Below are 14,367 nucleotides of genomic sequence, written 5' to 3' on the forward strand. Positions count from 1 at the left end.
TGACGTGTTTCTCGGCGTTACGGAACAGTGTTTTCCATTCCGTTATCGCGTATTTCGCGACGATTGTGGAGTAAATTTCTTTTCGCAGGCGCTGGTTGTGAGCCTTTCCAGCGCGATTTTTTCCGCCGGTTTCGTACCGCGATGTCTTCAAGGAGGGCGTCAGATGTTCTGGCTGACCCTGGTTATTGCAGTGGTTGTAGCGGTAGGCATTGCCACCGTGCTGTTGCGCCGCCCTGGCGTTGTTTTTTATGACTGGTTCGCCACCCACCGAGCCGCCCGCCAAGCCCGCAAGTACGCGGCCAAGGCCTTGCCGCGTGCGCCGAAGGCTGCCCCCAAGCATGTCGAGCCTGCGCCATTGATGACGAACTAACTGGCGCCGCCGGGGGCCCCAGGCCGTTGCAGACCCAGATGTCCACGCAAGGTACTGTGTTCGTATTCCGTACGGAACAGCCCGCGCCGTTGCAGGACAGGAATGACCTGATCCACGAAATCGTCGATACCGCCCGGCAATGACGGCGGCATCAAGTTGAACCCGTCCGCGCCTTCGTTCTTGAACCAGTGTTCCATCTGGTCGGCAATATGCTCCGGCGTGCCCACCATGGTGCAGTGGCCGCCGCCCGCCGCCAGGCGCCCCAGCAATTGGCGCACGGTGGGCTGCTCGGTTTCGATAATCCGCAAAATCGTGGCGTAGCGCCCCTTCGGACCCTTGAACTCATGCAGGGGCGGCAGCGCTGGCACCGGGGCGTCCAATTCCCACGCGGCGCAATCCTGCAACACAAAAGTGCCCAACTGGCGCAACGACGCATCGCTGGGCAACAACACGTCCAGCTCGCGCTGCTTGGCGCGCGCTTCGGCCTCGGTCGACCCCACATAGGTGACCAGGCCCGGCATGATCGGCACAAAAGCGCTGCGGCCCGCGGCGCGCACGCGCTGTTTGATGTCGCGGTAATAGGCTTGCGCGGCCGGCAGGTCGTACGCCACGGCATAGATGGCTTCGGCGCGCCGGGCGGCCAGGTCGCGGCCTTGGTCGGACGCGCCCGCCTGGAACAGCACGGGATGCCCTTGCGGCGGGCGCGGCACGGTCAGGGGGCCGTCCACCAGGAAATGGTCGCCGTGGTGGAGGATCTGCCGTACGCGTTCGGGGATGCCGTAGACGCCGTCGCGGTCGATGGCCAAGGCGTCGTCTTGCCACGAGTCGAACAGGCGCAAGGCCACGTCGACGAATTCTTCGGCGCGCGCGTAGCGCCAATCGTGGCCGGGCATGGCTTCAAAGCCGTGGTTGCGCGCTTCGGCGTCGAACATGGACGTGACGACGTTCCAGCCCATCCGGCCGCCCGAAATGTGGTCTAGCGACGCGACCATGCGCGCCGCGTGAAAGGGCGTGAAAAAGGTGCTGGACACCGTGCTGATCAAGCCGATGCGATGGGTGGCGCGCGCAATCGCGGCCATGGTCGTAAGCGGTTCCAGGTACCAGCGCGGCCCGTCGCCGATGTTGTCGGTGGACTGCCCGTCGGCAAAGAAAATGGCATCGAGCTTGCCGCGTTCGGCCGTTTGCGCCAGCGCTTCGTAATAGCGGATGTCGCCCAGGCGCTCGGCGGCGGAATCCGGGTGGCGCCACGCGGCGCGGTGGTGTCCGCAGCCGAAGATGAACAGGTTCAGGTGCAGCATGGCGATCAATTCTTGACGAGGCCGCCGTCCACGACCAGGTTCTGGCCGGTGACGCTGCGCGACCAGGGGCAGGCGAAGAACAGCACCGCGTCGGCGAACTGTTCGGGTGTGGTGACGGCACGCAAAGGCGTGCTGGCGGCAATCAGGTCGAACACCGCTTCGGGCGTGGCGGCCGACGCGTCGGTGGTGCGCAGCAAGCCGCCCGACACCATGTTGACCGTGATGCCATCGGGGCCCAGGTCCTGCGACAGCGTGCGGGTGAACGACAGCAACGCGGCCTTGGCGGCGGTGTAGTCGTGATAGGGCACCACCGGGTTCTGGACCAGATTGGTGCCGATGTTGATGATGCGGCCGACGCCGGCGCTGCGCATGCCGGGCAGCGCGGCCTGCGTGGTGTTCAGCGCGCCGCGTACGCAGCCTTCGATCTGCTGATTCAGGTTGTCCCAGGTCAGGGTGTCGGCGTGGGGGCGCGCATCGCCATTGAACTGAAAGGCGGGCAGCGCATTGTTGACCACCGTGGTCACCGGCATGCCGAAGTGGCTTTGCGCCTGCGCGATCATCCCGGCCACGGCAGCGGCGTCGCGCACGTCGGCCTGCACTGCCAACGCGCGGTCGGACGCGGTAGCGGCCAGCGCCTGGGCGGCATCCGCACTGTTCAGATAATTGATCACCACGCGCGCGCCCTCGCGCAGGAAGGCCCGCGTGATGTGCGCGCCCAATCCACGGGCGCCGCCCGTGACAATAACCAGTTGTTCGTTCAGGGCAGGGGAGCGATGGGCAATGGACATGGTGGGCTCTTCGGTTCACCGGCACGCTTGCAAACAGGTGCCGCACGCGGGCGAACTTAGCACGAATCCATGCGTTGACATTGGCCCGCCGCGACCCTAATCTTGCGGCTATTCCTGGGGGAGCCCGTTTGGGCTGAGATTCCGCGTCATGCGGTAACCCTTTGAACCTGATCCGGGTAATGCCGGCGAAGGGAAGGACATCGCACGGTTCGTGCGCCCTCCCTAGACTTTCATCCATCAGCGGCCCCTGTTCCTCACGGGCCGCCGCATTGCGCGTCCGGCTGTCGGCCGGGCCAGGGAGGACTGTTTTTCATGCTGACCCAAACCACCGCCTTGTTGTGGCTGCTGCTGTTTTCAGGCGGCTTCGCCGTTGCCAGCGTGCTCTATACCCGTCGCAAGCGCGGCACGCTGGAAGACTACATCGTGGCCCGCAACAGCCAGGGCGCGTTCGGCACCATCCTGACGTTGATGGCGTCTACGCTGGGCGCCTGGATCCTGTTCTCGCCCGCGCAGGCCGCCACCTGGGGCGGACTGGCGGCGGTGATCGGTTATGCGCTGGGGTCCATGTCTCCGCGCCTGGTGATGATTCCGCTGGGGCGACGCATGCGTGAACTGATTCCGCACGGCCATACCCTGACCGAATTCCTGATGGCGCGCTATGGCCGGCCGATGTATGGGCTGGCGCTTTTCATCATGCTGTTCTATCTGTTCATTGCCTTGTCGGCCGAAGTCACGGCGATTGCCAAGCTGGTCACCATGCTGGCGCCCGTGCCGCTGTGGGCCACCGCCGCCATCGTGATGGGCACGACGCTGCTTTACACCACCTACGGCGGGCTGCGTTCGTCGATCTTCACCGACCAGGTGCAGATGATGGTCATCGTGCCGTTGCTGGTGATCCTGTGCGTGGTGGGCTGGCAGGCGGCGGGCGGCGCGTTGCCCACCATCGAAGCGCTGCAAGCCCGCGCGCCCCAATTGCTGGACCTGACGGATCCGGTGGGCGTGAAGGCGGGCCTGACGTTCTTCGTGGCGATCCTGTTGACGGGCATCTTCCATCAGGGCAACTGGCAGCGCATCTACGCCGCGAAAGACGCGCGGTCGATGCGCAATGGTTTCCTGCTGGGCGGAATCCTTGCCGCGCCGTTCATCTTCTTGATGGGCCTGTTCGGCCTGGCGTTCGTGGGCCTGGCGCCGCAGGGTGATAGCTCTGTCGCGCTGTTCAGCGTCATCATGCCGCACGCGCCGGCCTGGTTCGTGATCGCCTTGATTCCGCTGGGCCTGGCGCTGGTCATGAGCACGGCCGACACGGCGATCAGCGCGGTGTCCAGCATCGTGGCGGTGGACATGCGCCGCCTGATGCCGCACGCCAATGGCCGCGACATGAAGCGCCTGGCCCGCTGGGCCGTGCTCTTGCTGGCAATTCCCGTGATGATCGTGGCCTCGCAAGGCTACAGCGTGTTGTATCTATTCTTGCTGGCCGACCTGCTGTGCTCGGCCGCGGCGTTTCCGGTTTTCTACGGCCTGTTCAGCCGCAAACATGATGGCGTGACGGCCACCACGGCAACGGCGGCGGGCCTGGCCGTGGGGCTGTTCTTCTTCCCGGCGCCGGGCGACAAGCCCACGTTCCTGCTCGAATCGTTTCTGCTGGCGGCGTTCGTGCCGGTTGTGGTAACGGTGCTGATGCGCCTGGTACGCCGGGGGGCGAAGGAGTTTGATTTGTCCACGCTGAGCGCGGCGGTGCGGCGGCTGGATAAGGATGTGGTCTGACGGGGGCAAAGACTGCGGTCTTGGACTACGGTCTTGGGCTGCGGCCTAAGAACGCAGCCTAAGAACGCAGCCTAAGAACGCAGCTATGTAGCCCCAAAAACAAAAAAGCCTTGGAACACGTGTTGGTGTCCAAGGCTTTTCCGTCTGGTGTTTGGTGGAGCGGAGGAGGATCGAACTCCCGACCTTCGCATTGCGAACGCGACGCTCTCCCAGCTGAGCTACCGCCCCAATGAAGCAAGAGCAAAACTATACCTGAACTTCAAAGCGCCGCGCAATACGGCGCCAGGCAATTATTTTCAGACGAATTCCAGCGTGGCCACGACCGGCGCGTGGTCCGACGGCTGCTCGTTGCGGCGCGGTTCCTTGTCAATGACGCAGGCCACGCAGCGCTTGATCAGCGGCGCGGACAGCAGCACGTGGTCGATCCGCAGGCCGGCGTTGCGGCGGAAGGCGAATTGCCGGTAGTCCCACCACGAAAACGACTTTTCCGGCTGCTCGAACAGGCGGAAGGAATCGGTCAGGCCCAGGTCGAGCAGGGCGCGCAAGGCGGCGCGCTCGGGTTCGGATACCAGCACCTGGCCTTCCCACTTTTCGGGGTTGTGCACGTCTTCATCGGCGGGCGCGACGTTGTAGTCACCCAGCACGGCCAGGCGCGGAAACTGCTTGATCTCGTCGGCCAGCCAATTGCGCATGGCGTCAAACCACGCCAGCTTGTACACGTACTTGTCCGAATCCACCGACTGCCCGTTGGGGCAATACGCGCACACCACGCGCACGTCGCCTTCAGGGCTGGGAAAGGTCAGCGCCAGCACGCGTTGCTGCGGATCTTCATAGCCGGGAATGTTGCGCACCATCGTCGTGCCCGGCACCCGCGACACGATCGCGACGCCGTTATAGGTCTTCTGGCCCGCCCAGACGGCGTGGTAGCCGGCTTCCTTGAAAGCCGCCTCGGGAAACTTGTCATCCGTCAGCTTCAGTTCCTGGATGCACAGTACGTCAACAGGGTTGGCCGCCAGCCAATCCAGCACCTGTGGCAGGCGTACGTTCAAGGAGTTCACGTTCCAGGTGGCGAGTTTCATGATTGTTGTAGACCGTTTGTTTATGCGGTTCTCAGGGGTGCTGCCTTCCAAAAAACCGATCTAGCTACAAATCTGGCTACTCATCCGTGGCGTGGTTGGCGGGCGCCATGGAGAAGGCCAGATGATACCTGCTGATGCTGCAATCGATCAGGGACTGAACGCTGGCGGCGGCAGTGGCTCAATGCGGGACGTGGGTCTGGTCACGCTGAGATGGCGGCTCCAGGTTGCGTGCGACATCGGCGATATCGTCGCCATGCGTGCTGCGCCAATGGTCGCGCTCGGCGCGGATCCGGCCGAGGTGGCTGTCGAGGTTGGCTTGGGTCAGTACCACACCGAAAGTGTCGTCGGCGGGGGAACGGTTGGCGATACGCTCAAGTATCCGGTCGCCGATTTCCTTCTTGAAGTGGAAACCGTCCCAGTAATTGTGCATCTGCGACGCCTTGTCATCCTTGGTCGGCACAGCTTCCGTAGTGACCGCGTTGTAACCGCTGAAATCGATAACGGTGATGTTACCGCCGGTCGAAGCGTCGGCGGCGTGCACAAGTCGTCTTTTCCAGTCTTCAAAGACGTTCCACAGCCCAAGTTGCTGCATGCTTTCCAGCAGCCGCGCATGAGACGGGGAAATGACGATTGTCAGGTCGGCGCCGTCCTGGCGGGCCATGTCCATGATCCTGGCGATTTCCGCAATGCTGTCGTACCCGTCAGGACGAGTGAAGCTGAAGGCGCGCGACGGCGGCGGCAGAAAAGAGCCTTCACGGATGAAGGTCTCTGCATAGGCGAAGGCTCCGCCGTAGCCGTATTGCCGGATATGGGCGCTGCGGTAGTTCCATTCGAGCTGGCCGTTGGGCAGGAACGCGTTGGGTTGATCCTGCCCTTGCAATGTCGCCAGACTGGCGCGTGTCGTGTCCAGTGAAAACAGCGTGGCCAGGTTCAGTTTGCTGATCTGGCGGTTGGGCGAACCGTCCGCCGTCACGTTCAGCAGTTGTTCGTTGAAGTCCGGCCGGTTGGGCAGATTAGCGTTGAACATGAACAGATCAACGGCCACGACGACGCGCTTTATCCTTCCCGTCGAGCGGGCGTGCTGATAATAGCGGCGGACCTCGTAGATATTCGCACCGCTCAGGCCCAGGTTGTAGGCGCGCCCGGCCCCGTGCAGGGCGGAGGGATCCAGGCCCGTTTCGGCGGTCGAACTGCCCAGGATTAGCGCGTCGGGATTGGCCCAGGCGACGGATTTGGCCTTCGCCATCCGCAAATGCTTGGTGACCTCGGGTTTTACCGCGTTGAAGCCGGGGCGAGAGACCAAGTTGTAGAGGCTGTAGGGGTCGATCACGACGTTGAACGCACCCACGGCGGCCAGAGCCGCCAGCAACAAGGATGATTGGACGATCAGGTAGTTGCGCGCCGTCATGTCAGAACTGGTAATAGATGAATTCGGACACGCGACCCATCAGTAACAGGGCAGTGACTCCCAACGCTGCGATGCCGATGGCGTAGGGCGCGGTGGGTTTCCAAGCCCATCGGTGCGGCAGGGGCGTCGGCTGCGGTCCTTCCGTCTCGACCGGGGTATAGGCGCGGGCAAAGAACTGCTGGGTGTTGGGCAGTAAGAACGCGATCGCCGCCAGGATGGCCAGTCGGGTAGCGACGTCGGCGGGCAGCGCCTCGGCGATATCCGCCCGCGTCGCGTTAAGGCTGAACATCGCTTGCAGCAGATTGCCCGCCGCGTGCAGGTTGTCGGCGCGGAAGAAGACCCAGGCGCAGACTACGGCCACGAACGTCAGCGGCCCGGCCACGATCCCCGGCATGCGCCGTCCAGAGCCCTGCCAGGCATGGTTGACCAGCAGATAGACACCGTGCAGGCCACCCCACACGATGAAGGTCCAGCCCGCGCCATGCCAGAGACCTCCCAGCAGCATGGTGAGCATCAGGTTCACGGATCGCCGCGAGGAGCCCTTGCGATTGCCCCCCAACGGAAAGTAGAGATAGTCCCGCAGGAAGCGCGATAGCGTCATGTGCCAGCGGCGCCAGAATTCAATGATGTTGAGCGCCCGGTAGGGTGAATTGAAATTGACCGGAAAGCGTACGCCGAAAAGATACGCCAGGCCGATGGCCATGTCGGAATATCCGGAGAAATCGAAGTACAACTGGAAGGTATATGCGAGGCTGCCAACCCATGCGGCGACGGCGGTCAGCGGCTTGCCGTCGCGCGCGGCATCGAACACCGGTCCGACATACGGCGCGATGCCATCGGCCAGCACCACTTTCTTGAACAGGCCGATCAGCAGGAAGCCCAAGGCCACGGCCAGGACTTCGGCGTTGATGCTGTGCCGGCCCAGGCGCGTGAACTGGGACATCATGGCACGGTGGTGCAAAATGGGGCCAGCTACCAGATGCGGAAAAAACGTCACGAACAGCCCGTAGGCTTCAGGCCTGCGCTCATGTGTCTTGCGCTGGTAGGTATCAACCAGATAGGCGATCTGGGTGAACGTGAAAAAAGAGATGCCTGGCGGTAGCTCGATATCCAGGCGGGTGCCCGGCGTCAGGCCGAGCAGGGGCGCAAGGTTCTCCACGAGGAAATTGCTGTATTTGAAATAGCCGAGCAGCAGCAGGTTGCAACCGACAGCGAGGCCAAGTAGTGCTTTGCGATGTCGTTCAGCGTGTTCGATGGCTGCGCCCGAGCCATAGTTGAATAGGGCGGAGGCCAGCAACAGGGGAATTGCCTCGGCGCTCCAACTACCGTAGAACACCAGCGACGCGACGAATAGCCAGATGATAGCGAGCCGGGTCGCATTGCGCGCCAACAGGAACCAGCCGACCAGGCAGGTCGCGGGAAGGAAGGCGAACAGGAATTCGTAGGTGTTGAACAGCATCTATAGGGGACTTCTTCGCTTCGCAATGCGCATGCCAGCCCAGCACCCGAGGGGCGTGGTAGCTTGCGGCGTAAGGGGCGGGGCGCGCGGGTGCGGGCCGCGGAATTATATAGGTCGGTGTATCGGGGTGTTAACGTGTCGAATTAATGAGTAGGGTTTCGCGCTAGACACGCCTGATCAACTCTCCGAGCCGCTGTTCAGCATCCGGCTCTTTGCTTTTTCAATATGCGCCCGCATGACGTTGCGGGCGCCGTCGGCGTCTTGTTCCTGGATCAGGCGGTAGATGTGGCGGTGTTCGTCGATGGCGGCGCGGGTGCGTTTCCAGGGTTCGCTGTGTACCAGGTGTCGCATGACGTTGACGGCGTGGCTGACGTCGTATTCCAGCGATTTCAACACTTGCACGAAGCGCTGGTTGCTGGTGGCGGTGGCGATGGCGCGGTGAAAGCCGTAGTCGTAATGGTGGGCGATGGCGCCGGAGGCGTCGGCCTCTTCGTAGCCGGTCAGCATGCGGTCCATCTCGCGCAGGTCGTCGCTGCTGCGGCGCAGGGCGGCCAGGTAGGCGCATTCGGGTTCGATCACCATGCGTAGTTCCAGGCCGTCCAGGATGTGGCCGACGCGGCGTGCCGGGTCGACGGCGGGCATGCCGCCCATCAGGTCGGGCTTGGCGCGGACGTAGGTGCCCGAGCCTCGGATGGAATCCACCAACTGGTCTTCGCGCAAGCGGTCCAGCGCCTGCCGGACCACCGGGCGGGACACCTCGAACAGCGCGGCCAGTTCCAATTCAGTGGGTAGCTTGTTGCCGGGGGCGATCTTGCCGGTGGCAATCGCGTAGAACAGGCTTTCATAGACGCGCTCGGCAAAGCGCTCGGCGCGCACATAGCCCAAGCCCGACGCCACGTCCGCCAGCACGTCCAGTTCGGGACGGGGGCGCGAGGCGGATTCCAGCAGGGAGTCCAATTGGGGGTCACGCACATCGCTCATTGGCGCGTTCCTGAAGAGGTTGAAGAAAGCCGAAGGTTGTCAGTCGCCATGACAAAAATCGCGGGTGCTAAGCCGGCAGGCAATGGCTTGATATCTAAGGGATTACCCGAATCTGGAGTCAAAAATCCCGAAGCTTAGGAAGAAAGCTGTCAATTCATTTGACAAGTTAGGGGGGCTCCCTTAATTTGCCTTCATAAGTTTGCCTTCACAAGTTCGCTTTCCTCAGTTTGCTTTACGACCGTTGCGTACAGGTATTCGCCACCAGATACGCAGCACATCGCATCACTCACATCGCCCGCGCCTTGACGCGCACCCCAGGCCATTCGGCCGCTACTTTACTCCGCACATCGTGACTCAGAAGAACTTTATCGCCAACCAATGGGTGGCTGCTGCCACCGGTGAAACCATCCCCGTCCTGAACCCGTCCGATGGCAAGCCTTTCGAGTCGATCGCCCGCTCGGGCGAGGCGGATGTCGACCGCGCGGTGCAGGCCGCCCGCCAGGCATTCGAAGGCGAGTGGGGCCAGATGGCGCCCGCCGTGCGCAGCCGCCTGTTGATGAAGATTGCCTTCGCGCTGCTGGATCGGCAGGAAGAGTTGGCCCAACTGGAATCCGCCGATACCGGCAAGCCCATCAAGCAGGCGCGTGCCGACGCCGCCGCCGTGGCGCGCTATTTCGAGTTCTATGCCGGCGCCGTCGACAAGCTGCATGGCGAGACCATTCCCTACACCCCGGGCTTCACCGTGCTGACGGTGCGCGAGGCGCATGGCGTTACCGGCCATATCGTGCCCTGGAACTATCCGCTGCAGATCTTTGGCCGCAGCGTGGGCGCGGCGCTGGCCGCGGGCAACGCCTGCGTGGTCAAGCCCGCCGAAGATGCGTGCCTGTCGCTGTTGAAGCTGGCCGAGATTGCCGCCGAAGTGGGCCTGCCGGCAGGCGCCCTGAACATCGTGACCGGCTATGGTCACGAAGCCGGCGCCGCCTTGTCCGCGCATCCCGGTATCGACCACATCTCGTTCACGGGTTCGCCGCAGACGGGCAAGATGGTGGCCCACGCCGCCGCCGACAACCACGTGCCGGTCACCCTGGAACTGGGTGGCAAGTCGCCGCAAATCGTGTTTGACGACGCCGACCTGGACGCCGCCTTGCCCGTGCTGCTGGCCGCCATCATTCAGAACGCCGGACAGACCTGCTCGGCGGGCAGCCGCGTGCTGATCCAGCGCGGCGTGTACGAAACCGTATTGAAGCGTTTGTCGGAGGCGTTCGCGGCCACGGTGACCGGCCCCGCCGCGCAAGATCTGGACGTGGGCCCGCTGATCAGCGGCCGCCAGCATGACCGCGTGCGCGGCTTCCTGGCCGAAGCCGAAGCCGAAGGGCTGAAAGTGGCCGCGCGCGGCACGCTGAAAGAAGGCGCGCCCGAAGCGGGCTATTACCAGCCGCCCGTGCTGTTCCGCGACGTGCCGCCCAACAGCCGCCTGGCGCAGGAAGAAGTGTTTGGCCCGGTGCTGGCCGCCATGGTGTTCGACACCGAGGAAGAGGCGCTGGAAATCGCCAACGGCACGCTGTACGGCCTGGTGGCGGGCGTCTGGACGCGCGACGGCGGCCGTCAGATGCGCCTGGCCCGCAAGCTGCGCGCCGGCCAGGTCTTCGTGAACAACTACGGCGCGGGCGGCGGCGTGGAACTGCCGTTCGGCGGGTCGCGCCAGTCTGGTTACGGCCGCGAAAAGGGCTTCGAAGCGCTGTACGGCTTCACCACATTGAAGACCATCGCCATCCGTCATTGATGGCAGGGCGGGTGGCGTTCGCCACCCGCCTGCTTCGGGGCGGCGCCTGGCAAAATATGGGTTAACGTTCATGTTTTGCTTCAGGGGCCCGCCGCCCCGTATTCAGGATCCGTATGTTCACCGGTATTGTTCAAGGCACCGCGACGATCGCGAAGATCGCGGATCGCGAAGGCCTGCGCACCTTCACGCTGGATTTCCCCCGTGGTTTCTGTGTTGACCTGGCCATTGGCGCCAGCGTGTCGACGGATGGCGTCTGCCTGACCGTGACCGAGCTGCTGTCCGACAACCAGGCAACGTTCGACGTCATGCTGCAAAGCCTGGCGATCACCACGCTGGGCAGCTACGCCGAGGGCGACCGCGCCAACGTCGAACGCGCGGCAAAAGACGGCGCCGAAATCGGCGGGCACCCGCTGTCGGGCCATGTGGACTTCACGTCTGAAGTCGTCATGGTGAAGTCGTCGGACACCAACCGGCTGATGCGTTTCAGCATCCCGGAAGCGTTCCGCAAATACGTCTTCGCCAAGGGTTACATCGCCATCAACGGCGCCAGCCTGACCGTGTCCGAGGTGAACCGCGCCGAAGGCTGGTTTGAAGTGTGGCTCATCCCCGAAACCCGCCGCATGACGGTGTTCGAGGACAAGCAGGTGGGCGATTTCGTGAACATTGAAATCGAACGCAGCACGCAGGTGGTGGTCGACACCGTGCGCGAGACGGTGCAGGAAAGCCTGGGCAAGCTGCAGCCGCTGCTGGAAGCCATCTTGAAGGAAAAGGGCTTGACCCTGGAAGACTTCATCAGCCCCCAGGGCAAGCTGAAATAGCGCGCTGGGGTTCATGCCCGGGGGGTTAAGCCCGGGCTCTCCCAGGTTTTACCCCTCGAACGGTCGGCCCTGAGGCCGCACGCGGATACCCGGCTGCAAGCGGGTCCAGGGCAGATCCGCGGGGTCGGCCTGCATCGGCCCGGGCGCCTTGGCCACCAGCACCTCGTGCGCGATGGGCTGGAAGTCGGCGCGAAAATGCACCGAACTCTTCACGACCAGAATCCCCATTTCCTCGGGCTGCACCCCGCCCACGCGGAACAGGTTGCGGTCCAGCATCTGCGCCTTGCTGGCGCTGACCACCACGCGCACGCCGCCGATTCGCAGGCCGGCCACGGCGCCCAGGTTCACATCCATCCCGTGCATCATCGGCCCGTCAAAACGCAGCTTGCCGGGCGATAGCGTTTCCACCACGAATTCCCCCGTGAACGGGGCGTCGCCCGCCACGCCCGACTGCCCACCCAAGCTAAGCGTCACCGTCTGGCCGATGCCGGCGGCGGTGGCGGCGCGCACGGCGTCGGGGTCATAGAGCAGGCCCAGCGCGGCATTCTGCGCATCGGCCTCCACCAGTGCGCGCAGCATGCCCGTGGTGTTGGCGTCGCCGCCCGCGCCGGGGTTGTCCTGGGTGTCTGCGATCACGATGGGGCGCGATGCGCCCGCCGCCAGCGCCTGAGCGCGGCGCACGGCATCGGCGGGTTCCAGGAAGTCGGGCGACCATTCCGGCTCCAGTTCCAGCACCTGCCGATACAGCTCGTCGGTAACGTGTTCCACGGCCGCCGCATCGGTGCCGTAGGCCCACACCACCGGGCCGCATTCCGGAAAATCAGCCGCCGGGAAACCGGGCGCGAACGACATCGACGTGACCCCTGGCGTCTGCTCCAACTGGGCCAGCGTTTCGTACACGCCTTGCGACGGTTGCAGCATCGTGCACATGCCGTTGATGGGAATCAGGAAGGGCAGGCGCCGCACGTGCCGGGTCCAGCGCGAGCCGGCCGCGATACGGGCCAGCAACAGGCGCGCGGCCTGTTCGCCGGTATCCGCCATGTCCACATGTGGATAGGTGCGAAAGGCCACCAACGCATCGGCCTCTTGCAGCATCTGCGCGGTGACGTTGGCGTGCAGGTCCAGGCTGGCCACGATGGGCACGTCCGGCCCCACGATCTGGCGCACCCGCGCCAGCAGTTCGCCTTCGCCATCGTCCAGGTGTTCGGTGACCATCGCGCCGTGCAGGTCCAGGTAGACAGCGTCGTAGCGGCCCGACCGCGCGGCATCCAGGATTTCGCCGGCAATACGTTCAAACGCGTCGCGCGTGACGTGGGCCGAGGGGCTTGCTCCGGCCCAGATCACGGGATGCACGCTATGCCCCTGCGCCTGGATGGCGTTGATGAAACCGCCTGCGGGAATGTTGACCGAGCGCAGCGCCAGCACGTCCTGGCCGCGCGCCATGGCGGGAAAGCCTTCGCCCCGGACAAAGTTGTCGTACCCGGCCTTGGAGGGCGCAAAGGTATTGGTCTCGTGCTGGAAGCCAGCCACCAGGATGTGCATGTCGTTTCCTCTTGGATTCAGGTCCGTGAATTTCCGGGTCTGCCGAATTATTGGAGAGGGCGCGGGCTTTCAGCAATAGGGGTCTCCGCGCGCCGGTTCATTTCCCACGTTGGAAGGAAAGATGAAGCTGAATCAGGATAAATCGGTGCAGGACCGCCTGGGGGTGGTACGCGAACTCAAGCGTTTGGGCGACACTGGCGGCTTGGCCATCGCGCGCTTGATCCGTGCCCAGCTTGATCTGGCCGGCCAGGCGGATGCGTGACCCTGATCGCAACCGGAGCCTTACTCATGATTCAAGAAGCAAGCGAAGCACAAGTGCGTGAAGAACTGGCGGCGCTGTACCGCCTGGTCGCGCATTTCCGCATGACGGACTTGATCGACACCCACATCAGCGCACGAGTGCCTGGCGACAAACATCATTTTCTGATCAACCGCTACGGCGTGCTGTTTCACGAAATGCGTCCGCAAGATCTGGTGAAGATCGACCTGGACGGCAACCCGGTGGACCCGGGTGACGCCGAAAGCCAGGTGGTCAACGCCGCGGGCTTCACCATCCATTCGGCGGTGCACGCCGCCCGCCACGACCTGGCTTGCGTGGTGCACACGCACACCGCCGACGGCATCGCCGTGGCCTGCCAGCGCGATGGGCTGCTGCCGATTACCCAGCACGCGCTGCGTTTCTACAAGCGGCTGGGCTACCACGACTACCAAGGCATTGCGCTGGACCTGGAAGAACGCGAAAGCCTGGTCGCCAGCCTGGGCCGGCACAAGGCCATGATCCTGCGCAACCACGGCCTGCTGGCCGCGGGTTCGTCGGTGGCCGAGGCCTTCGTCAATATCTATTACCTGGAACGCGCCTGCCAGGCGCAGGTCAAGGCGCAGGCGGCCGGCGTGCCGCTTGTGTTTCCGTCCGAGGCGGTGTGCGCACGTACCGCCGGACAATACGAACTGCCTACAGCCCCGATCTACACGCAACGTGTCTGGACGGCGGCCCGACGGCTGCTGGAGCCGGGCCTGGAAGCCCCAAGGTAAAAGAGCTTCTGCTTGGGGCCAAGTTCGCCGGCCGTCGGCAAGCGT

At 63.9% G+C, this 14,367-nt stretch carries 13 protein-coding genes, 1 tRNA gene and 1 riboswitch; of the genes, 6 read left to right on the forward strand and 8 right to left on the reverse strand.

Annotation, left to right across the window (positions count from 1 at the left end):
- Window positions 1-163: 163 nt before the first annotated feature.
- Entirely contained in the window at window positions 164-370 is a 207-nt protein-coding gene (locus tag CVS48_RS15970) for a hypothetical protein (RefSeq protein ID WP_100855287.1), read from the forward strand.
- On the opposite strand, the gene CVS48_RS15975 is transcribed toward CVS48_RS15970, so the two are convergent.
- Both CVS48_RS15975 and CVS48_RS15980 read right to left on the reverse strand, forming a co-directional pair.
- A complete protein-coding gene (locus CVS48_RS15975) occupies window positions 367-1,668 on the reverse strand; it encodes an LLM class flavin-dependent oxidoreductase (RefSeq protein ID WP_172616191.1) in 1,302 nt (433 codons plus the stop codon). The genes CVS48_RS15970 and CVS48_RS15975 overlap by 4 nt on opposite strands.
- A gap of 5 nt (window positions 1,669-1,673) precedes the next feature.
- Window positions 1,674-2,456 carry a 3-oxoacyl-ACP reductase gene (locus CVS48_RS15980; RefSeq protein WP_100855288.1) on the reverse strand — a complete coding sequence of 261 codons (783 nt, stop codon included), beginning with the start codon at window positions 2,454-2,456 and terminating at the stop codon, window positions 1,674-1,676.
- Between the two features lie 106 nt (window positions 2,457-2,562).
- A riboswitch (TPP riboswitch) is annotated at window positions 2,563-2,667 on the forward strand.
- Window positions 2,668-2,768: 101 nt separating this feature from the next.
- Here CVS48_RS15980 and CVS48_RS15985 point away from each other — a divergent pair.
- On the forward strand, window positions 2,769-4,220 hold the full coding sequence (locus CVS48_RS15985) for a sodium:solute symporter family protein (RefSeq protein WP_100855289.1): 1,452 nt from the start codon (window positions 2,769-2,771) through the stop codon (window positions 4,218-4,220).
- Between the two features lie 152 nt (window positions 4,221-4,372).
- Here CVS48_RS15985 and CVS48_RS15990 read toward each other — a convergent pair.
- The 5 genes from CVS48_RS15990 to CVS48_RS16010 all read right to left on the reverse strand — a co-directional run bounded on the left by CVS48_RS15990 (window position 4,373) and on the right by CVS48_RS16010 (window position 9,147).
- A tRNA-Ala gene (locus tag CVS48_RS15990) sits at window positions 4,373-4,448 on the reverse strand.
- A 68-nt stretch (window positions 4,449-4,516) separates the two neighbouring features.
- On the reverse strand, window positions 4,517-5,299 hold the full coding sequence (gene xth, locus CVS48_RS15995) for an exodeoxyribonuclease III (RefSeq protein WP_100855290.1): 783 nt from the start codon (window positions 5,297-5,299) through the stop codon (window positions 4,517-4,519).
- 178 nt (window positions 5,300-5,477) lie between these two features.
- On the reverse strand, window positions 5,478-6,707 hold the full coding sequence (locus tag CVS48_RS16000; RefSeq protein WP_100855291.1) for a hypothetical protein: 1,230 nt from the start codon (window positions 6,705-6,707) through the stop codon (window positions 5,478-5,480).
- Window position 6,708: 1 nt separating this feature from the next.
- Window positions 6,709-8,166, reverse strand: a complete 1,458-nt coding sequence (locus CVS48_RS16005) for an MBOAT family O-acyltransferase (protein WP_100855292.1) — start codon at window positions 8,164-8,166, stop codon at window positions 6,709-6,711.
- A 177-nt stretch (window positions 8,167-8,343) separates the two neighbouring features.
- A complete protein-coding gene (locus CVS48_RS16010) occupies window positions 8,344-9,147 on the reverse strand; it encodes a FadR/GntR family transcriptional regulator (RefSeq protein ID WP_100855293.1) in 804 nt (267 codons plus the stop codon).
- Window positions 9,148-9,493: 346 nt separating this feature from the next.
- Here CVS48_RS16010 and CVS48_RS16015 point away from each other — a divergent pair, with 346 nt between their 5' ends.
- Together CVS48_RS16015 and CVS48_RS16020 are read left to right on the forward strand one after the other, a co-directional pair.
- Entirely contained in the window at window positions 9,494-10,930 is a 1,437-nt protein-coding gene (locus CVS48_RS16015; protein ID WP_100857693.1) for an aldehyde dehydrogenase family protein, read from the forward strand.
- 113 nt (window positions 10,931-11,043) lie between these two features.
- Window positions 11,044-11,748: a riboflavin synthase subunit alpha gene (locus tag CVS48_RS16020; protein WP_100855294.1), complete on the forward strand. Its 705-nt coding sequence runs from the start codon at window positions 11,044-11,046 to the stop codon at window positions 11,746-11,748.
- Window positions 11,749-11,796: 48 nt separating this feature from the next.
- Here CVS48_RS16020 and CVS48_RS16025 read toward each other — a convergent pair whose 3' ends face one another.
- The gene (locus tag CVS48_RS16025) at window positions 11,797-13,290 is read right to left on the reverse strand and encodes a M81 family metallopeptidase (RefSeq protein WP_100855295.1); all 1,494 of its coding nucleotides are present in this window, start codon (window positions 13,288-13,290) and stop codon (window positions 11,797-11,799) included.
- A gap of 121 nt (window positions 13,291-13,411) precedes the next feature.
- Here CVS48_RS16025 and CVS48_RS29235 point away from each other — a divergent pair, with 121 nt between their 5' ends.
- Both CVS48_RS29235 and CVS48_RS16030 read left to right on the forward strand, forming a co-directional pair.
- Window positions 13,412-13,552, forward strand: a complete 141-nt coding sequence (locus CVS48_RS29235; protein WP_157814469.1) for a hypothetical protein — start codon at window positions 13,412-13,414, stop codon at window positions 13,550-13,552.
- A 26-nt stretch (window positions 13,553-13,578) separates the two neighbouring features.
- Complete coding sequence (locus tag CVS48_RS16030) at window positions 13,579-14,322, forward strand: class II aldolase/adducin family protein (RefSeq protein WP_100855296.1); 744 nt, start codon at window positions 13,579-13,581, stop codon at window positions 14,320-14,322.
- Window positions 14,323-14,367: the final 45 nt, after the last annotated feature.

This window comes from Achromobacter spanius (assembly GCF_002812705.1).
In the GTDB taxonomy this organism is placed as follows: domain Bacteria; phylum Pseudomonadota; class Gammaproteobacteria; order Burkholderiales; family Burkholderiaceae_B; genus Achromobacter; species Achromobacter spanius.

Bases quoted from the DNA above. Each gene is read 5' to 3' on its own strand.
- CVS48_RS15970 (WP_100855287.1), top strand. From the start codon at position 164: ATGTTCTGGCTGACCCTGGTTATTGCAGTGGTTGTAGCGGTAGGCATT.
- CVS48_RS15975 (WP_172616191.1), bottom strand. From the start codon at position 1,668: ATGCTGCACCTGAACCTGTTCATCTTCGGCTGCGGACACCACCGCGCC.
- CVS48_RS15980 (WP_100855288.1), bottom strand. From the start codon at position 2,456: ATGTCCATTGCCCATCGCTCCCCTGCCCTGAACGAACAACTGGTTATT.
- CVS48_RS15985 (WP_100855289.1), top strand. From the start codon at position 2,769: ATGCTGACCCAAACCACCGCCTTGTTGTGGCTGCTGCTGTTTTCAGGC.
- xth (WP_100855290.1), bottom strand. From the start codon at position 5,299: ATGAAACTCGCCACCTGGAACGTGAACTCCTTGAACGTACGCCTGCCA.
- CVS48_RS16000 (WP_100855291.1), bottom strand. From the start codon at position 6,707: ATGACGGCGCGCAACTACCTGATCGTCCAATCATCCTTGTTGCTGGCG.
- CVS48_RS16005 (WP_100855292.1), bottom strand. From the start codon at position 8,166: ATGCTGTTCAACACCTACGAATTCCTGTTCGCCTTCCTTCCCGCGACC.
- CVS48_RS16010 (WP_100855293.1), bottom strand. From the start codon at position 9,147: ATGAGCGATGTGCGTGACCCCCAATTGGACTCCCTGCTGGAATCCGCC.
- CVS48_RS16020 (WP_100855294.1), top strand. From the start codon at position 11,044: ATGTTCACCGGTATTGTTCAAGGCACCGCGACGATCGCGAAGATCGCG.
- CVS48_RS16025 (WP_100855295.1), bottom strand. From the start codon at position 13,290: ATGCACATCCTGGTGGCTGGCTTCCAGCACGAGACCAATACCTTTGCG.
- CVS48_RS29235 (WP_157814469.1), top strand. From the start codon at position 13,412: ATGAAGCTGAATCAGGATAAATCGGTGCAGGACCGCCTGGGGGTGGTA.
- CVS48_RS16030 (WP_100855296.1), top strand. From the start codon at position 13,579: ATGATTCAAGAAGCAAGCGAAGCACAAGTGCGTGAAGAACTGGCGGCG.